This is a genomic window from Muriicola sp. (assembly GCF_049669965.1).
GTDB lineage: Bacteria > Bacteroidota > Bacteroidia > Flavobacteriales > Flavobacteriaceae > Muriicola.
Window position 1 is genome coordinate 15333 of sequence record NZ_JBATLB010000024.1, and the last position, 18550, is coordinate 33882.

At 42.1% G+C, this 18550-nt stretch carries 21 protein-coding genes; 5 read left to right on the top strand and 16 right to left on the bottom strand.

Annotated elements, in window-relative coordinates; all coding sequences use genetic code 11:
• Nucleotides 1-3: 3 nt before the first annotated feature.
• Both rsmH and mraZ read right to left on the bottom strand, forming a co-directional pair.
• Nucleotides 4-900, bottom strand: coding sequence for a 16S rRNA (cytosine(1402)-N(4))-methyltransferase RsmH (rsmH, locus tag WBM49_RS01580; protein WP_424370307.1), 897 nt, complete (start codon nucleotides 898-900; stop codon nucleotides 4-6).
• Complete coding sequence (gene mraZ / locus WBM49_RS01585; protein ID WP_424370308.1) at nucleotides 887-1351, bottom strand: division/cell wall cluster transcriptional repressor MraZ; 465 nt, start codon at nucleotides 1349-1351, stop codon at nucleotides 887-889. Before mraZ ends, rsmH begins: the two co-directional genes overlap by 14 nt.
• A 265-nt stretch (nucleotides 1352-1616) precedes the next feature.
• On the opposite strand from mraZ, the gene WBM49_RS01590 reads away from it, so the two are divergent.
• Both WBM49_RS01590 and yihA read left to right on the top strand, forming a co-directional pair.
• Nucleotides 1617-2381: an alpha/beta fold hydrolase gene (locus tag WBM49_RS01590; protein ID WP_424370309.1), complete on the top strand. Its 765-nt coding sequence runs from the start codon at nucleotides 1617-1619 to the stop codon at nucleotides 2379-2381.
• A 12-nt stretch (nucleotides 2382-2393) separates the two neighbouring features.
• On the top strand, nucleotides 2394-3011 hold the full coding sequence (gene yihA, locus WBM49_RS01595; protein ID WP_424370310.1) for a ribosome biogenesis GTP-binding protein YihA/YsxC: 618 nt from the start codon (nucleotides 2394-2396) through the stop codon (nucleotides 3009-3011).
• A 42-nt stretch (nucleotides 3012-3053) separates the two neighbouring features.
• Here yihA and WBM49_RS01600 read toward each other — a convergent pair whose 3' ends face one another.
• Complete coding sequence (locus WBM49_RS01600; RefSeq protein ID WP_424370311.1) at nucleotides 3054-3428, bottom strand: GTPase; 375 nt, start codon at nucleotides 3426-3428, stop codon at nucleotides 3054-3056.
• A gap of 106 nt (nucleotides 3429-3534) precedes the next feature.
• Here WBM49_RS01600 and WBM49_RS01605 point away from each other — a divergent pair, with 106 nt between their 5' ends.
• On the top strand, nucleotides 3535-4248 hold the full coding sequence (locus WBM49_RS01605; RefSeq protein ID WP_424370312.1) for a pirin family protein: 714 nt from the start codon (nucleotides 3535-3537) through the stop codon (nucleotides 4246-4248).
• A gap of 20 nt (nucleotides 4249-4268) precedes the next feature.
• Here WBM49_RS01605 and gldC read toward each other — a convergent pair whose 3' ends face one another.
• Together gldC and gldB are read right to left on the bottom strand one after the other, a co-directional pair.
• Nucleotides 4269-4601, bottom strand: coding sequence for a gliding motility protein GldC (gene gldC, locus WBM49_RS01610; protein WP_424370313.1), 333 nt, complete (start codon nucleotides 4599-4601; stop codon nucleotides 4269-4271).
• 4 nt (nucleotides 4602-4605) lie between these two features.
• Nucleotides 4606-5568 (bottom strand): gliding motility lipoprotein GldB, encoded by a 963-nt coding sequence (gene gldB / locus WBM49_RS01615; protein WP_424370314.1) that lies wholly within the window; start codon nucleotides 5566-5568, stop codon nucleotides 4606-4608.
• 94 nt (nucleotides 5569-5662) lie between these two features.
• On the opposite strand from gldB, the gene nadE reads away from it, so the two are divergent.
• Together nadE and WBM49_RS01625 are read left to right on the top strand one after the other, a co-directional pair.
• Nucleotides 5663-6451, top strand: coding sequence for an NAD(+) synthase (nadE, locus tag WBM49_RS01620; RefSeq protein ID WP_424370315.1), 789 nt, complete (start codon nucleotides 5663-5665; stop codon nucleotides 6449-6451).
• Between the two features lie 165 nt (nucleotides 6452-6616).
• Nucleotides 6617-7246 carry a response regulator gene (locus tag WBM49_RS01625; RefSeq protein ID WP_424370316.1) on the top strand — a complete coding sequence of 210 codons (630 nt, stop codon included), beginning with the start codon at nucleotides 6617-6619 and terminating at the stop codon, nucleotides 7244-7246.
• 91 nt (nucleotides 7247-7337) lie between these two features.
• Here WBM49_RS01625 and dnaG read toward each other — a convergent pair whose 3' ends face one another.
• From dnaG to rsgA, 11 genes are all read right to left on the bottom strand, one after another.
• Entirely contained in the window at nucleotides 7338-9317 is a 1980-nt protein-coding gene (gene dnaG / locus WBM49_RS01630; protein WP_424370317.1) for a DNA primase, read from the bottom strand.
• A gap of 123 nt (nucleotides 9318-9440) precedes the next feature.
• The gene (locus tag WBM49_RS01635; RefSeq protein ID WP_424370318.1) at nucleotides 9441-10526 is read right to left on the bottom strand and encodes a hypothetical protein; all 1086 of its coding nucleotides are present in this window, start codon (nucleotides 10524-10526) and stop codon (nucleotides 9441-9443) included.
• Between the two features lie 92 nt (nucleotides 10527-10618).
• Nucleotides 10619-11353, bottom strand: a complete 735-nt coding sequence (locus WBM49_RS01640) for a hypothetical protein (protein ID WP_424370319.1) — start codon at nucleotides 11351-11353, stop codon at nucleotides 10619-10621.
• Between the two features lie 11 nt (nucleotides 11354-11364).
• Nucleotides 11365-11928, bottom strand: coding sequence for an RNA polymerase sigma factor (locus tag WBM49_RS01645; protein ID WP_424370320.1), 564 nt, complete (start codon nucleotides 11926-11928; stop codon nucleotides 11365-11367).
• 98 nt (nucleotides 11929-12026) lie between these two features.
• Nucleotides 12027-13004, bottom strand: coding sequence for a polyprenyl synthetase family protein (locus WBM49_RS01650; protein ID WP_424370321.1), 978 nt, complete (start codon nucleotides 13002-13004; stop codon nucleotides 12027-12029).
• A gap of 126 nt (nucleotides 13005-13130) precedes the next feature.
• Nucleotides 13131-14174: a 23S rRNA (adenine(2503)-C(2))-methyltransferase RlmN gene (rlmN, locus tag WBM49_RS01655; protein WP_424370322.1), complete on the bottom strand. Its 1044-nt coding sequence runs from the start codon at nucleotides 14172-14174 to the stop codon at nucleotides 13131-13133.
• Between the two features lie 71 nt (nucleotides 14175-14245).
• A complete protein-coding gene (gene queA / locus WBM49_RS01660; RefSeq protein ID WP_424370323.1) occupies nucleotides 14246-15295 on the bottom strand; it encodes a tRNA preQ1(34) S-adenosylmethionine ribosyltransferase-isomerase QueA in 1050 nt (349 codons plus the stop codon).
• Between the two features lie 162 nt (nucleotides 15296-15457).
• Entirely contained in the window at nucleotides 15458-16708 is a 1251-nt protein-coding gene (locus WBM49_RS01665; RefSeq protein WP_424370324.1) for a 3-phosphoshikimate 1-carboxyvinyltransferase, read from the bottom strand.
• Nucleotides 16709-16782: 74 nt separating this feature from the next.
• Nucleotides 16783-17109 carry a nucleotide pyrophosphohydrolase gene (locus WBM49_RS01670; RefSeq protein ID WP_424370325.1) on the bottom strand — a complete coding sequence of 109 codons (327 nt, stop codon included), beginning with the start codon at nucleotides 17107-17109 and terminating at the stop codon, nucleotides 16783-16785.
• On the bottom strand, nucleotides 17106-17561 hold the full coding sequence (dtd, locus tag WBM49_RS01675) for a D-aminoacyl-tRNA deacylase (RefSeq protein ID WP_424370326.1): 456 nt from the start codon (nucleotides 17559-17561) through the stop codon (nucleotides 17106-17108). The genes WBM49_RS01670 and dtd overlap by 4 nt, the downstream gene beginning before the upstream one ends.
• Nucleotides 17562-17594: 33 nt before the next feature.
• On the bottom strand, nucleotides 17595-18539 hold the full coding sequence (gene rsgA / locus WBM49_RS01680; protein ID WP_424370327.1) for a ribosome small subunit-dependent GTPase A: 945 nt from the start codon (nucleotides 18537-18539) through the stop codon (nucleotides 17595-17597).
• Nucleotides 18540-18550 lie beyond the last annotated feature (11 nt).

The following is an 18550-nucleotide window of genomic DNA, read 5'->3' on the forward strand; positions in this document are numbered from 1 at the left end:
TCTTTAAATGCGTTCTGCGATTCTTAGTTTTGCACTGCGTGCCCTGTTGTTCAGTTTTATTTCCTCTTTTCCCGGTACTATCAAATTCCCTGCTTTTTTAAAAGGAGTGAGTGGTGTACCGTAAAAATCCTTTTCCACCTCTCCTTCAAACTTTCCCATTTGTATAAAGCGTTTTACCAAACGATCTTCTAATGAATGGTAACTTATAATGCTTAGTCTTCCACCTTTATTTAGCAACTGAGGTGTTTGTATCAAAAACTCCTTTATTGCCTCCAACTCCTGATTCACTTCTATTCTGATGGCCTGAAAGATCTGAGCCAATATCTTATGCTCCTTATGGGTTGGTAAAAACCTTTTTAACGCCTCCTTCAATGCCGATGAAGTTTTGATTGGTTCTTTTTCCCGAGCTGCAATAATTTCACTGGCCATGGCCTCTGCGTTTCTTAGCTCCCCGTACTCAAACAGCACTCTTCTAAGTTGCTTGTGTTCGTATTGGTTGATCACTTCAAAAGCCGATAGCTCGTTGCGCCTGGTCATCCTCATATCCAGTTCAGCTTCAAAACGAGTAGAAAACCCCCGTTCGGCGCTGTCGAACTGATGTGAAGAAACCCCAAAATCTGCGAGGATCCCATCTACCTTTTTTATGCCATAGAACTTCAAAAACTGACCAACAAATCGAAAATTCTCATTGATCAGCGTAAATCGTTCATCATCTATTTCATTATCGATCGCTTCCTCATCCTGGTCAAATGCAACCAGTCTGCCTTCGCTTCCCAACTGCCTTAATATTTCTGCGGAATGCCCTCCACCTCCGAAGGTGATATCTACATAGGTGCCATTTTCCTTTATGGCAAGTCCTTTAACAGACTCCTTCAACAATACAGGCTTATGATACTTCATCACCATCATCACCCATTACCTCTTCCGCTAATTCCGCAAAATTCTCAGCGGTTTCATCCAATACTTTCTCATAGCTATCCTTATCCCAGATCTCAATTATATTAATGGCTGAACTCAAGACCACTTCCTTAGTTATCCCCGCAATGGCGATTAGGTTTTTTGGAATGAGTAAACGGCCGGTACCGTCGATCTCTACCGGTTTTACACCAGCCGAAAACCTCCTTATAAAATCGTTGTTCTTTTTCTTAAAGCGGTTCTTCTTGTTCATCTTCTGCATCAGCAAATGCCATTCTTCCATTGGATACAGTTCCAAACATGGCTGAAACACAGAACGCTTTATAACGAAGCCCTTGTTGATCACAGGGGCCATCTGATTCTTTAGGGTCACAGGGATCATCACCCTGCCCTTTACATCGGCCTTACAATCATATGTTCCAATGAAACTGATCATTTAAATCTGGTTGGTCTTCTATATAAACTCAAATATATAGAAATTATTACCACTATTTACCACAAATTACCACTTTGTTCATAAATTTTACAACTTTTGGACTCAGAAAAAGCAATTCCACTGGTTTGAAAAAATATCTCCGCATCTATAGGTAAAGGGATAATAAATGCCCTGGGGCAGAAAATCAACGGGCGAACACTCAATTAAATGGCGGCATAAGAGGATAATGCCTATATTTGCCAACTGACAACTGAAGCTGTCCTGTATGGAGAAAAACATTAGAACCGACGGTAAATACAGATATATCGAGGTAGGTGAAGGAACGCCAATGATCATACTTCACGGCCTGATGGGCGGTTTAAGTAATTTTGAAGGGGTCACCAACCATTTTCCTCAGTTAGGTTATAAGGTGTTGGTCCCGGAACTGCCTATTTACAGCATGCCCATGCTTAAGACCAATGTCAAGAATTTTGCAAAATTCCTGGAACGCTTTATTGAACACAAAGGCCTGAAAGACGTAATCTTGCTGGGTAATTCCCTTGGTGGCCATATAGGCCTGTTGCATACAAAGCTCTATCCCAATATGGTTAAAGCCCTGGTAATTACCGGTAGTTCAGGGCTCTACGAAAGTGCCATGGGAGATGGATATCCAAAACGTGGCGACTATGAGTTTATAAAAAAGAAGGCACAGGACGTTTTTTACGACCCTGCCGTGGCAACCAAAGAAATTGTAGATGAAGTTTTCGCAACGGTAAATGACCGCATGAAACTTGTAAAGACACTGGCAATTGCCAAAAGTGCCATTCGTCATAATATGTCCAAAGACCTGCCCCACATGCATACACCCACCTGCATCATTTGGGGTGAAAACGATTCTGTGACACCTCCTAATGTCGCCAAGGAATTTCATGAACTCCTCCCCGATTCGGACCTTTTCTGGATCAATGAATGTGGGCACGCACCCATGATGGAGCACCCTAATGAATTCAATGAGGTGCTCGAAAAATGGCTGGAGAAACGAAATTTCTAAGGGTACTACGTCATGAAAATTAAGTCGGCCGACTTTGTAGTTAGCAATACCAATGTTGCCCAATGCCCGGCAGATCCAATTCCGGAATACGCCTTTATAGGCAGGTCTAATGTGGGGAAGTCTTCCCTTATCAATATGTTGACTGATCGTAAATCCCTGGCCAAAACATCGGGAAGACCCGGAAAAACACAGCTTATCAATCATTTTAAGATCAATAATAATTGGTTCCTGGTAGATTTACCGGGATATGGTTATGCACGGGTCTCCAAAAAAGACAAAAAGACTTTTCAAAAATACATTGCCGATTACTTCCTGGAACGAAAACAGCTACTCAGCGCCTTTGTGCTGGTAGACATACGCCATGATCCCCAACCCATCGATCTTAAATTCATGGAATGGCTAGGGGAACAGGCTATCCCCTTTTCCATTATTTTCACAAAAGCTGATAAGCTTAAACCCAAGGCCATTCAAAGAGAGGCAACGGCTTATCTTTCTGCCATGACCAATGGTGTCTGGGAAGAGGCCCCTCCTCATTTTATCACCTCCTCCACCCAATCCCTGGGCAGGGATGAGATACTCGCCTATATAGACCAGATCAATAAGGATTTCTATCAGGAACAAACCCACTGATCTCCACAGGGAGGTTCATCTACTTTTGTAAAATAATGTAATTCAAAACTTTTGATTGATGGCTGCTATAAGGTCTTGAGTATCGGACATTGCCTTGAGCTCCTTAGTGGTCATAAAGATCTCCAGATCATGCGCGGTAGCTTCCAGAATAATTGGAAAGGTATAAGCAGGCATAAATTTAGAGGCGTAAGTCTTAAGGAACTCATCTTTATGCAAAAACTCCATTTGAACGGTATGTTCCAAACGAAAATTCTTCCAAAGCCTTTTTTCTCTGAACGTTCCGAATGTTAGTTCACACAGACGGCATTCATAGGTACTGGGATTAAATATCTTATGCGCAATATCGAACAAGCCATTCTTTAGGCCAGTATCCGCATTGTAGATAAATATCAATTTCTCTATTGCATCTGTGGCCATTCTTTCCGATTTTTAGGTGGTCTTAAAACTTTGGAGGATCATTACAAAGATAGACGAAAGGAAGTTGGCTTCCTTACGACCAAAGGTTAAAATAAATGACACATTCATGCAAAAAATAATACACAGGGCTTCCAGCAGAGGCCAGGCAGATCACGGATGGCTCAAAAGCTATCACACCTTTAGTTTTGCGAATTATTACGACCCTTCCCGCATGAATTTTGGGGTCTTACGCGTGCTGAATGATGATGAAGTTGCTCCCGGCATGGGGTTTGGAAAACATCCGCACAAGAATATGGAGATCATTTCTATTCCCCTGGAGGGAGATCTTGAACACAGTGACAGTATGGGAAATACCGCCGTGATCAGGGAAGGTGATATTCAGACTATGAGCGCAGGTACAGGCGTTAGTCACAGCGAACGGAATAAGAACCGGGATCAAAAAGTAAAGTTTCTGCAGATCTGGGTACTTCCCAATAAATTAAATGTTACGCCCCGCTATGACCAGATTACGCTAGAAAAAGACAAGCTTAAAGACCAATTTCTGCAGATCATTTCTCCGGACCCCGGCGATGACGGAATCTGGATCCATCAGCAAGCCTGGTTTCACCTGGGAGAATTTTCTGAAGGTAACTCCGTGAGTTACACCCTAAAGAATAAGGAGAATGGCCTGTATGTCTTTTTGCTCGAAGGTACTTGCCAGGTGGGAGATGAAATACTAAACAGACGAGATGGGTTAGGAATTTGGGAAGCTGACACCGTCACCTTTGAAATAAACGCCAGCAGCAAGATCCTGCTCATGGAAGTGCCCATGGCAAATTGAATGAGGAGCAGAAAAAGAAACTATTTCAATTCCAGTTTTTCCGCAAAATACTCACAAAAATCCTTCATGGTTGCCGTCATCTTTTCATCTTGTGTGGCCTTCATAAAGGTATCAGACAGGGAGACCAGCGTTTGATGAAAGAAGATCTTCATTTCGTCTACAGGCATGTCCTTGGTCCACAGATCTATTTTCAGCGATTCCTTGTTCTTACTGTCCCAAACAGACAGCAACATGGCTTTGGCATCTTCGTTATCTATCCCGCCATCCTGTGCAGACCAGGTTAATTGTTCAGGGATCCTATTTTCGTCCAGGGCAATCCGTAAGGTTATTTCTGAAGTATTTTGCTGGGCCATAGTCTTATTTCTTAGGTTTATAGTTTGCTTGTTTAAAAATGGTCTCTGCCGGTAAATTCCATAATTGCTCCACAGGGAGTTCGGTTTTTTCCATAAAGGCTCTGACGATCTGCCAACCAATATATCTCCCCAGCCTTCCGGGCGATTCATTATCTAGTTCTAACCTGAATTTGGAAAAGGGTGCCGGATCGAGAAAACGCGGACCTAACTTAGGGTCTGTGCTGTACAAAAGTTCGCGCTCCACGAAGTAGCGCCAAATTTGCTCTTCATTGGCCTGAGCCCAGCTAAGTTGGTCCGTATCATAACCAATTTTTTGCCCATCGGTTTGCCAGGGGATCAAAAGGTCTTTCAGATAAAGTTCTTTCCCGTAATATACCATCTGCGCCAAAAATGACCTGTCTCGTGGAAAAGAGATAACTTTTTTGGACAAAGCACTTACAATATCGCTTTCCAGATACTGCTTGTCTAGCCCCTTGGAAATATAACGATCAATTCCTTTATAAAACCGATGATCTTGTCCCAGATAATTGTCTAACCCTATCAGTAAAAGGGAATCTGTAAGGATGATCCTGTTCTCATAATCTACCTCTGTGGTTAGGGTAACCACGGTTGGAATAGTATAGGTAGGGAAGTAATACACAATATGTTTTAAGAGCATGGTGATCTCTTCCTGTTCTTCTTTAAAATCATAAAAAGCACTGTCTACCGCCTCCCTTAATTCTATTTGTAAGCTGTCTTGTATTTTGGCTATCCAAATGCTATCGGTGTACTGGGACGGAAAGAAATAGGGGTACTTACTTTTGATATTGGATAAATTATCAGGCGTGGCAGCAGCAAACTCCTTGTCGAATCGAAGTACTTTTAATTCTACCGACTGTTTGGCAATATCGGCTTGTATTTCTTTCTCCTTTTTGCAGGAACTAAGCAGGCAAAGCATGCAAATTATCAATGCTGTATTTCTGTACATGAAAAGTTATCCTTTAACTGCTTTAATATTACGTTTGCAGAGGTTATTTTTACGGGGCCAAAGTTACAGTATTTCAAATTAAATAAGTTGGAACATGCAAACAGATAAAGTAGTAGATCATATTGTTGAATGGTTAAAGGAGTATGCCATCAATGCCAAAATGAAAGGATTTGTCATTGGCGTCTCCGGCGGCATAGATTCTGCAGTGACCTCTACCTTATGCGCTCGCACCGGGTTGGACCTTTTGTGTATTGAAATGCCAATTCATCAGGGAGAGAACCAGGTTTCACGGGCAGCTAATCATATTAAATGGTTGCAAAAAAACTATCCAAACGTTAGCAGTCAACCCGTTAATCTTACCCCAGTTTTTGATCAATTAGTAGCTGCCTTACCGACAGTAGATAATGAAGATGAACGTCATATGTCTCTGGCCAATACAAGAGCCCGTTTACGGATGACCACCTTGTATTATTTTGCCGCCTTACTGCGATATCTGGTAGCCGGTACGGGTAACAAGGTTGAAGATTTCGGAATCGGATTTTATACCAAGTACGGGGATGGTGGTGTAGACCTTAGTCCTATTGCAGACTTGCTCAAAACAGAGGTCTATGAAGTAGGTTCATTTCTTGGGGTACACAAGGAGATCCTTATGGCACCTCCCACAGATGGACTATGGGGTGATCATAGAACAGACGAAGACCAGATTGGAGCATCCTATCCAGAATTAGAATGGGCCATGGCTCAGGAGGCTAAAGGGAAGCATGTGCACGACTTCGAAAACAGAGAGGCCGAGGTTTTCCAGATATATAAAAAGTATAATTCCGCTAATAAACATAAGATGATTCCTATACCTATTTGTAAGATTCCTATTACTCTAAAATAACCGATTACCTGATAATCAAGTACTTAAAACGATTAGTTGGTGGCAAACTATAGAAAAACCATAAAAAAATTACAGTTTTGCCATAGAAATTAGATATTAAAACCTTACATTGCATGCTAGGGTTGTGCGTAAAACCATCGCATAATATCAAGAAAAAACCGACTAATGATCAAAATTTTAATCGCTGACAATCATCCCATTGTGCGTCTCGGAATTAAAGAAGTACTCAATACTGTTCCAGATTTCGAAGTTTTAGGAGATGTGTCTACCACCAATGAACTTTTCAACTTTTTAACTAAGGCCGTCCCGGATGTTGTAATTCTGGAAATGGACATCCCCGAGATCAATGGTATTGCTACCTTAAGAAAGATCAAGAAAGAATTTCCGGAAGTAAAAGTGCTTATTTATAGCGGTCAATCGGAGGATGTGTACGCCTTGAGCACCATTAGAGCGGGTGCTTTTGGATACCTATCTAAAACCTCTGAATTAGATTATATGATAAGTGCCGTGAAAAAAGTTGGTGAGGGCAAGATGTTTATAACCAATGAACTGGCACAGCGTTTAGCCTTCGATGAAGGAACTCAAAAACAACGCAGGTTTTTCAGGAAACTTTCTACAAGGGAAGTTGAGGTACTGAAGCTACTCGCAAGTGGTAAACGCAATAAAGACGTTGCCGAGGGACTTAATTTAAACGAAAAGACCGTCAGTACTTATAAGTCGCGCTTAATGAAAAAATTAAATGTAGATAACCTTGTGGACCTCTTGCAACAGGCAAAGGCCCTCGAACTATACTAATCTCAATAACCAAACTTAAAAAAACCCTCTGAAATTCCAGTGGGTTTTTTTATATCATCTACTGTATGGGCCTACACGGTCTAATTCTCTTTTAAGACAAAACTCGATTTAACTTACTGCTCAACAATTTATTTAATTGCAAATAATTCACGATCTCTTCCAAAACCTCCCGGTTATCATCGGTCTGATCTTCGGTGCCTTGTTGCAAGGTGTCTATTCTTTTCTTGATAAGAAAACAGCGCAGGGTAAGAATGGTTTCACTTACTAATTGCCCAACAGAAGTGCCTTTTTCTTTGGGATAAATTTCTTTGCTCTCCCAGTTATGGAGCGTATATTTTTCTTCTTCCATCAAAATGGATGAAATGTTATTCACCAATTCCTGATCTAGCTCATTTAAAAAAGATGCAATGGTGAAATCTTCTTTTTCATTGAGAGATTCCATCAGGCTGTAATAAATCTTTCTAAAGTGCTCGTGCGTCATTTCGATCTCATCTTCCTGCAGGTCCAAGTAGATTTTTTCATACACTTTTGCTTCAATACGTTCGGGTTCCAGGACAAGATCCCCTGACTCATTCTCTTTTAGTACCAGGTCTTCAAACTGCTGCTCTTCACGTCCATAGAGCAGCAATATCTCAATGATCTTACGCTCTAATTCGTATTGTACATCTACCTTGGTTTCTCTGGGAACCTCACGGATCACCTCAAAGGCCTTTTGCTCGTTCTTGTTTTGTTTGCTAGCCTCGGTGTATGCTTTTTTACTGATCTGAGCCAGGGTATTAAACAAGACTGCTTCTGAAATATTCATCGTAGCAGCACACTGCTGAATATACAGTTCGCGTTTTATACGATCCGGAATCTTGGCAATGCTCCCCACGATATCGCGAATAGTATCTGCTTTTTTGATAGGGTCATTTGCGGCATCTTCAGCAAGCAGAGAAGTCTTGAATTGTATAAAATCCTTGGCTTGTTCTTCCAGATACAGCACTACTTCTTCGAAGGAGTTATTCTTTGCAAAACTATCCGGATCTTCCCCCTCAGGAAAAGTGCAAATTCGCACATTCATTCCCTGTTCCAGAATGAGGTCTATACCTCGAAGAGATGCCCGTAAACCGGCGGCGTCCCCATCGAACAATACCGTGATGTTCCTGGTAAGCCTATTAATCATCCGGATCTGTTCCGGGGTCAGTGCGGTACCACTGGAAGCAACCACATTATGTATTCCCCGCTGATGTAGCTGAATAACGTCTGTATACCCCTCCACGAGAAAACAGTTGTCTTCTTTGGCGATGGCTTGTTTTGCAAAATAGATCCCGTAAAGGACCTTACTTTTATGATAGATATCACTTTCGGGCGAATTCACATACTTGGCAGCCTTTTTATCACTGCTGAGAATTCGGCCTCCAAAGCCCAGTATCCTGCCACTTAAAGAATGGATCGGAAACAAAACCCTTCCTTTAAAACGATCAAATTTTCTGGTTTGGCCCGGTCGTGACGTATCCTCTTTTACAATGCTGAGCCCTGTTTTCTCCAAAAAGTTGAGCTGATAACCCTTCTCCAGCGCGTGGGTTGTAAAGGAATCCCATTCATCTAGCCCATATCCCAGACCAAATTTGCGAATAGTATCTTCCGTAAATCCCCTTTCCTTAAAATAGCTGAGTCCAATTGCCTTTCCCGGCTGAGTGTTCCACAAGATGTCTGCAAAATACCCCTGCGCAAATTCCGACACCAGGTAGAGGCTCTCCCGTTCATTGGCCTGCTCCTTTTGTTCGTTGCTCTGTTCTGTTTCCTCTACCTCGATCTGATATTTTTTGGCCAAATATTTTATGGCCTCCGGATAGGTAAAGTGTTCATGCTCCATTAAAAAAGCCACCACATTTCCCCCTTTACCACTACTGAAGTCTTTCCAGATCTGCTTTACAGGCGAAACCATAAAACTGGGAGACCTCTCATCGGTAAAAGGACTTAGGCCTTTGTAGTTGGAACCCGACTTCTTAAGATTGACAAAATCGCCAATAACCTCCTCTACACGGGCAGTTTCGTAGACCTGGTCTATAGTATTTTTTGCGATCAAGATTCAATAGTTACGGAAGGATAAAAATACACAAACAGGGACGGTTTAAAAAACTATTCCCTGTTTTATGAATGAAATCCCGGTCTTATCCAAGTACCCTAAACAATGGGGTTGGTTCTTTTCTTAATCGAGGTCAAAACGCAGCCCAAAAGAAATGTTTCGCTGATTGATCGTAGCATCCTTAAAAATGGGATTCAGATCGTATTTGGTATAAAGAAGTACCCCATCTACTCCCACATAAGCGGCGAGACCATAGACCAAATCACTGGAGTTAAAACCACGTTTAAGTTTGTCCTTTGCACGCTCCCCATTGCGCTCATATTTCAATTTTTGACGGGTACCCAGATTAAATCCACCATAGCCTCCTATTCCGATCCTGAATTGGTTTCTTAAAGAATACCTTATTTTGCTCTCCGTTTTGGTCATTTTAGAAGGTCCGAACTCCAGGTAGAGGGGAATAACCAGGTTATCCATCCGTAATTTTGATTTACTCAGATCTACATCAAAGGTCTCCAGGGTGGTCTCAGAACCATTTGTAACAAAATATTGGTTATCCTTTGGATTTAGCCCATTAAACTGAAAAGACAGACCATAGGCAAATCGCAAAAAGTTAGAGTTTTCAAAGACCCTTGTCCTCCATGTTACCCCAATTTCAAAAAAGCGGCTTCCTCCCAATTCATAAGGAGAATCCCCTAAAGATTGCCCGTCTATAATAGCATTGTTCAACCCAAAAGCGAGCACCAGGTCAGAATAGGTTCTTCGATCATATACAACAGACCTGCCTTCTTTTTTATTTGAATATTTAATACCAAATACCCTACTATTATCAGTGTCCTTATGCCCAAATCCTATTTCGATTTTCGCCAGATATGGAACCGTATCCTGCACTATATTTCCATCTCCGTTGTTCCGATCCATAAGAGCAATAGTGTTATCCAGAATGGCCAGTTTATTCTCAATGTTAAGGGCTCGTTTCTTCGCTGCCTCCTGCTTTAATTCGCGCGCTTCCTCCAGGGAGATCTCACCATTTTTCTGCCTTGTTACGATGGCTTCAACTTCTTTTTTCAGTGCTTCCTTCTCCTGCAGGGTAACCAGTTCCTTCTGTTGACGAAGGGAATCAATTTTCTGTTGTACCGCTGTCTGTGCACTTAAACTTTGGGCAAGAAAAAATAATAAAATCCCGAGGGCTACTTTAACTACTGTTGTCATAATGTCTGTGTTTTTTGATGAATGATTGATGAATAAACTTCTCCTGTCCTCATAGCTTTGTATGAAGAAAATAAATCTAATATGAATGTTGATTACTCGTTGCGATAGGCAATGGCCGACCTTACTTTTTCATAGCCATCTTTTAATTTTTCAAATAACTGATCTCTCAAGGAAAGGTTGAGTTCGTCCTCCACGTCTGTCAAAAGTGCCAGGGCATCTATGGCTTGTGGCTCCCAAAGAACTTGCTCTCCAAGCAGTTCCTTTTGAGCGGCCCTTAATAATGAATCTACTGTGGCATCGCTCACCCTTCCTTTGCTTTGTTCCAACAGGGATACCTGTGACATAACCTCCGCTATTTTTGTGTCTACCTTCTCTAAAGAAACATAGTCTTCCACCACCCTTTCGTCACTAATCTCCGGATTCCTGGCGTCATGTGCCAGCATCTTATTAGTTTCCGCTGGGATCTCCACTAAAGGTTGGTCAAATACTTCCGTGGTTTTCTGAACAATAACCTCTGTTTTCTCAGATCCGAGGTATGTAGGTCCTTGTATTTTATCAGCATCAAGAACCTCCAGTTCCGTGGCATTAGTTCTGACTACTTCCTGCGTTGGAAGCACCTCATTCTCGCGTTGGGTGAAATAGAATATTGAAATAAATAAAACTCCAATAAACCCTGCGGCGATCCCATAGCTCCAAAACTTGAAGCCGGGAGCTGTTGAAGTAGGTCCCAGTTGAGCTTCAACTTTACTCCAGGCACTAGCAGAAGGCGTAACTGTTCGTTCCTGCAATACTTCTCTTATTTTCTTCTCTACACTGTTCTTTGCCATGATATTTCTTTTTAAGATCGCACCTCTTTCGCCAGGGCCAATCTGCTAATTCTTTGCTGTAAATAGTTTCGCGCCTTAAAGAGCTGCGATTTTGACGTGCTCTCGGAAATGTTGAGCATCTCTGCAATTTCCTGATGCTTGTACCCTTCAACCACATATAGCACAAAGACCATTTTATATCCTTCGGGAAGTGAGTCCACCAGGGTTTGCACCTCTGTGGCCTGTAAGGATGATTCCAGATATAAGTTTTCCTCTACCACCTCATCCATTTGGTCCGTATCGAAGACCACAAACTGATTTTTCCTGAGAAAGGTGATAGATTCCCGGATCATGATTTTTCGTATCCAACCCTCAAAACTTCCTTCATTACGGAAGCTGTGTAAGTTTTTAAAGACCTTCACAAAGCCACAGATCATTACGTCTTCAGCAAAATGCTGATCTTTGATGTACTGCCTGCAAACAGACAGCATCTTAGGGGCAAATTTTTCATACAGTAAGCGCTGGGCATTTCTATCCCCTTTGAGTGCTTTTTTCAGCATCCCTTTTTCGTTTTCATAAAATGAAATGATCTTCATTTAGTGTGGTCTTCTATTGTTATAGACGTACTAAACATCAAAAACGTTGCCTCAACCAGAAAAAAATTAATAATTTTTTGAAAATGTGGGTCGATACATTACTTTTTTCGATCTACCACATAATTCACCATTAACTGCAGGGCCTCCTTGTAGGGGGAATCTGGGTAGGTATCCAGGAGTTTGAGTGCCTCATCCTGATAGGCATGCATTTTAGATTCGGCGTATTCCAATCCTCCTTTATCTTTCACAAATTGTATAACTTCTTTGACCCTTTTCTTGTCTTTGTTATGATTCTTTACGGAATTGATGAGCCATCGTTTGTCTTTTTCAGGAACGTTATTCAGAACATAAATCAACGGGAGGGTCATTTTTTGTTCTTTGATATCGATCCCGGTAGGCTTGCCAATTTGTGTTTCCCCGTAATCAAAGAGGTCGTCTTTGATCTGGAAAGCCATCCCACATAATTCACCAAATTTGCGAAAGGTTTCTACGTGTGGTGTATCTGGTTGTACCGAACAGGCGCCCAGGCTGCAGCAAGCGGCAATCAAAGTGGCTGTTTTCTGCCTGATGATCTCGTAATAAACCGCTTCATCTATGTCTAGCCGCCTGGCTTTTTCCAGTTGCAATAATTCCCCTTCGCTGATCTCCCTGATGGCCACTGAAATGATCTTTAACAAATCAAAATCGCCATGCTCCACAGATAGCAACATACCTTTTGATAGGAGATAATCGCCCACCAGAACCGCTATTTTATTCTTCCATAGGGCATTGATGGAAAAGAATCCTCTGCGTTTATAGCTTTCATCCACTACATCGTCATGGACCAATGAAGCAGTGTGTATCAATTCTATGACCGAAGCGCCTCTGTAGGTGCGTTCATTTATTTCTCCGTCATTAACTAGTTTGGCAGTGAGAAAAACAAACATAGGTCGCATTTGTTTCCCTTTCCTATTTACAATATAATAGGTTATCCTGTTTAAAAGGGCCACTTTAGAAGTCATGGATTCAAAGAACTTCTGCTCAAAGAGCTCCATTTCCTTGCTAACAGGTTCCTTTATTTGAGATACTATTTTCAATGAAGAGAGTTTGAAATAACGATCTTATTAGTGCACTAAAATTAGGTAAAAATTACAAGGCACTTGGGGAGAGCTGCCTATATATTCTTTCAAAAACGAAATCTTAATCCGTTTTGCGATGCAGGACTAGGATTTGTTTGCCAATTGTCCGCATGCCGCATCAATATCCTTCCCGCGAGAACGACGAATGGTAACTGTAATTCCACTCTTTTCCAGGGCATTGACGTAGAGACTAAGTGCCGAATCATCAGCTTGTTGGAAAATGCCATCATCTATGGGATTGTATTCGATCAAATTTACCTTGGAGGGCGCAAATTTGCAGAAATTAATCAGCGCATCCACATCTTTCTGAGTATCATTGATCCCTTCCCAGACAACATATTCATAGGTGATTCTGCTTTTGGTCTTCTGATACCAATAGATCAAAGATTCTCTGAGCTCTTCCAATGTAAAAGTGGCATTAAAAGGCATGATGGAGGTGCGCACACTATCTATGGCCGAATGCAGGGAAACAGCTAGCTTGAATTTTACTTCGTCATCGGCCATTTTTCGAATCATCTTTGGGACTCCGGAGGTAGAGACCGTGATCCGCTTGGGAGACATTCCCAGGCCTTCGTTACCGGTGATCTTCTCAATAGATTTCAATAAGTTATTGTAGTTCATCAAAGGTTCCCCCATCCCCATAAAAACAATATTACTCAAAGGTCTTCCGTGATAGAGTCTGCTTTGACGATCAATGGCTACTACCTGGTCATAGATCTCATCCGGATTGAGGTTGCGCATCCTTTTTAGCCTGGAAGTGGCACAAAATTTACAATCTAAACTACAACCTACCTGACTCGAAACACAGGCTGTGGTCCGGGATGCGGTGGGGATTAAAACCGACTCTACTATTAAGCCGTCGTGAAGGCGCACGGCATTTTTGATGGTCCCATCGGTACTGCGCTGCATGTTATCTACCTTAATGTGATTAATCACATAATGATCCATCAGCATCGCACGTGTCTCTTTGGAGAGATTGGTCATATCCTCAAAGGAATGTGCTCCTTTCTTCCATAACCATTCAAATACCTGGTCTCCCCTAAAAGCCTTATCTCCACGTTCGGTGAAGAAGGATTTAAGTTGTTCCCTGTTTAGGGCCCGGATGTCTTTCTTTTGGATGGTATCCATGGTTAAAAATAAGAAATCCTGCTCCTCTAAACGAATTTAGGTGGCGCAGGATCTTTTGATTATTTCTTGACTTATATGATCAGCATGGCATCGCCATAAGAATAAAAACGATATCCTTCAATAATGGCTTCCTTGTAAGCGCGTTTCATAAGATCGTGCCCCAAGAATGCTGAGACCATCATTAACAGGGTCGATTTCGGTAAATGAAAGTTGGTGACCATGGCATTGGCAATACTGAACTCATATGGAGGAAAGATGAACTTGTTTGTCCAGCCGTCAAAAGTGTTTAACATATGCTCCGAAGAAACAGCACTTTCCAAGCCTCTCATAGCAGTAGTTCCCACCGCACAGATCCTTCGTTTATTGTTTTTGGCGTTGTTCACTATTTCAGTGGCTTTCTCATCGATCACCAATTCTTCGCTATCCATTTTGTGCTTGGAAAGATCCTCTACCTCAACAGGATTAAAGGTGCCCAAACCTACGTGCAGGGTTACCTCTGCAAATTTGATCCCTTTGATCTCAAGTCGTTTCAAAAGGTGTTTCGAAAAATGGAGTCCGGCTGTTGGTGCTGCCACTGCACCTTCGTGTTTCGCATAAATGGTCTGATACCGCTGTTCATCTTCCGGCTCCACAGAGCGCTTTATGTATTTCGGTAAAGGCGTTTCGCCTAATTCACGTAATTTTCTTCTAAAATCAATATAGGCACCATCATACAGGAAACGCAATGTACGTCCTCTGGAAGTAGTATTATCTATGACCTCAGCTACCAGACTTTCATCTTCACCAAAATACAGTTTATTCCCTATCCTGATCTTCCTGGCCGGGTCTACCAATACATCCCAAAGGCGTTGCTCTTCATTCAATTCGCGAAGCAGAAAAACCTCGATCCGCGCACCGGTCTTTTCCTTATTCCCAAATAATCTGGCAGGAAACACTTTGGTGTTATTTAAAACCATGACGTCATTCTCATCAAAATAATTGATAAGGTCCTTAAACATTTTATGTTCAATTTTGCCGGTGTCCTTATGGATGACCATTAATTTAGATTCATCCCTGTGTTCCGAGGGATATTCTGCCAATAGCTCTTTCGGAAGTTCAAAATTGAAATGCGATAATTTCATAGAGTTTTACTTTTAGGCTGATATGTATTGAAAGAGAAGAAAACAAAGGCATGTTTTATAAAAACGCGACATACTTCTGATTTTACGCCCTTTTTTTAAGCCTGCAAATATACGACCCTGGAACAGGCGATGTCAAGTAAAAGACGGATTAAATAAGGAATCCTAAGAAGAGATCTTAAAATTCAATGTTTTTAGGTCATTCCAAAAGTCGGGATAGGATTTAGACACAACCCCTGCATCATTTATAAACAGGGAGGTTTTCATGGCCAAAGGGGCAAACGCCATGGCCATGCGGTGATCATTATACGTTTCTATGGTTACCTCATTTTTGATACTTCCTCCTGCGGCCAGCGTAAGGTCCTTATCAGTTACAATTACACTCGCTCCTAATTTGGTGAGTTCGTTTTTGAGAGCCTCTAGCCTATCTGTTTCTTTGATCTTTAAGGTGTGTAAGCCGCTAAGGTGGCAGCCTATTCCCAAACCAAAGCAAGTAACTACAATGGTTTGTGCAATATCCGGGGCATCCGCTAGGTTTAAAGAAAGAAGTGGCTCTATGCCATTTTTATCCATTCTCGTGGACAGCTTACTTCTTTTGAAAAGGTGCAGCGCCTTGCCTTTAAACACTGTTTCCACCCCAAAATGAGTATATATCTGGGCCAATATCCTATCTCCCTGAAGGCTATCTGGGGTATAGGATGTAATCTCCAGGTGGGTCCCGGGGTCACTGAGGGCCACAATACTGTAAAAATAGGACACTGAGCTCCAGTCAGATTCTACCACCACCTTTGTGGATCTTGCGGTCTTCGTGGGGTGCACCTCAATGGTGTTCCCGATAAAGGCGGTTTGGATACCAAGCGTTTCCAGAAGGGAAAGCGTCATGTTGATATAGGGAACCGAAGTGATCTTACCCAGGAGTTCTATCACCAGGCCATTTGGCAAACTAGCTGCGATCAATAATAAGGCGGAAATATACTGGCTACTAATATTTGCCGGTAAACTTACCCGCTCTGCCGTAAGTTGTCTTCCCTTGATGTGCAGAGGCGGGTATCCTTCATTATTCTGATATTGAATATCGGCTCCCAGTTTTCTCAGGGCATCTACCAACACTTTAATGGGGCGTTCCTGCATCCTGGAAGATCCTGTTAAGACAATATCTGTCCCTTTCCTGGAGGCGAAATAGGCTGTGAGAAAGCGCATGGCCGTCCCGGCATGGTGGATATCTACTTCCCCTTTGGAAATTTTAAGCCCGTTCCGCATCACCTTAACGTCATCTGCATTGGATAAATTCTCAATGCGGAGATCGGGGTAAAGTGCCTGGAGAATGAGGAGTCGGTTAGATTCACTCTTTGATCCGGTGATCTTTATGGCGGATCTTACTATGGATGTGGGTGGACCAGAGAGGTGCAGTTTCAAGCCAGATTGGATTTAAGGGTTTTGAACAGCTGAGCTTCAGGGATTATTACTTTCCTGAAGCATCAAAGATAGGATTATTTCAACTTTTTGTTATCCTGATGCCGTTTGTGATCGCGCTTGGCCTTGAGATCTAATTTCTTATCGAATGCTGCCTGCAGGTCTATCCCTGTTTGATTAGCCAGACAGAGCACTACAAAGAGAACATCGGCCAGTTCTTCTCCCAAATCCTTATCCATATCCGAGGGCTTTTCGCTTTGTTCCCCATACCGCCTTGCAATGATACGGGCAACCTCCCCAACCTCTTCGGTAAGTTGGGCCATATTGGTGAGTTCGTTAAAATAGCGAACTCCGTGGGCTTTGATCCATTCATCTACAGCAGTTTGTGCGTTATTAATATTCATAGATCTTTGTTTTTAGTGTCTATCATTATGGTCACAGGTCCGTCATTTAAAAGCTCCACTTTCATATCCGCGCCAAAGATTCCGGTTCCTACTTTCCTGGTGAGATCGTTCTCTAACTGAACTACGAATTGCTCATAGAGAGGAATGGCTACTGCGGGTTTGGAAGCCTTGATATAGGAAGGTCTGTTTCCTTTTTTGGTACTGGCGTGCAGGGTAAACTGACTCACCACTATGGCATCTCCGTTCATCTCAATCAATGACTTGTTCATCACCCCATCCTCATCATTAAAGATACGAAGGTTTGCAATTTTACGACTTAGCCAGGCGATGTCTTCTGCAGCATCGGCATCTTCTATACCTAGAAGGATCAGCATACCTTGTCCTATTTCTGCAATTCGCCTGCTCTCTGCGGTTACGTGTGCCCAGGCAACTCGTTGGATGACTGCTCTCATTCTTAAAATTACTATTTACGGCTCCTCCCCTTTTTACTCAAATTCATCAAAGCGGTAGGTATCTTCCTCCCCACTTACCATTTGCAGATAACTCTTATACCTGCTCCAAGCTATTTCATCATTTTCCAGCGCCTCTTTAACGGCACATTGGGGTTCATCAATATGCATACAATTATTGAATTTACAGGCTTGTTTTAGCTCAAAAAATTCAGGGAAATAGTCGCCAATTTCTTCTTTTGCCATATCTACCAGGCCAAATCCCTTGATCCCCGGCGTATCTATGATACGGGCATCAAAACTAAGATCGAACATTTCCGCAAAAGTGGTAGTGTGTTGTCCCTGATAATGTTGTTCCGAAATTTCTGCGGTCTTCAGTTGAAGGGATGGTTCAATGGCATTGATTAGGGTAGTCTTTCCAACTCCCGAATTTCCTGAGAACATACTGGTATTGCCCAGCATCAACTCTTTCACCTGTTCTACCTTGGTCCCTTTTTTTGCAGAAACCCCCAGGCAGGTATAGCCTATCTTTCGATATAAGGCTGCGAGGTATTTGATCTCGGCAAGTTCCTCCTCATTATACGTATCTATCTTATTAAAAATAAGCACGGTCTCAATATCATAGGCCTCAGAAGTAGCCAAAAAACGGTCAATAAAGGTAGTGTAGGTCTTCGGGTTATTTAAAGTGATCATAAGGAAGACCCTGTCTATATTGGCGGCAATAATATGGGTTTGTTTGGAAAGGTTCACAGATTTTCGGATAATATAATTCTTCCGGTCCTCTATCTTGTGGATCACACCATAGGTGGTGTCTCCGGTTTCTTCCAGTTCATAGCTCACTTTATCACCCACAGCAATAGGGTTGGTACTTTTAATTCCCTTGATACGGAATTTCCCCTTAATCCTGCATTCAATAAAATCGCCTTTCTGAGTTTTTACCGTATACCAACTCCCTGTAGACTTATAAACAGTGCCCTTCATACTTGTTCATA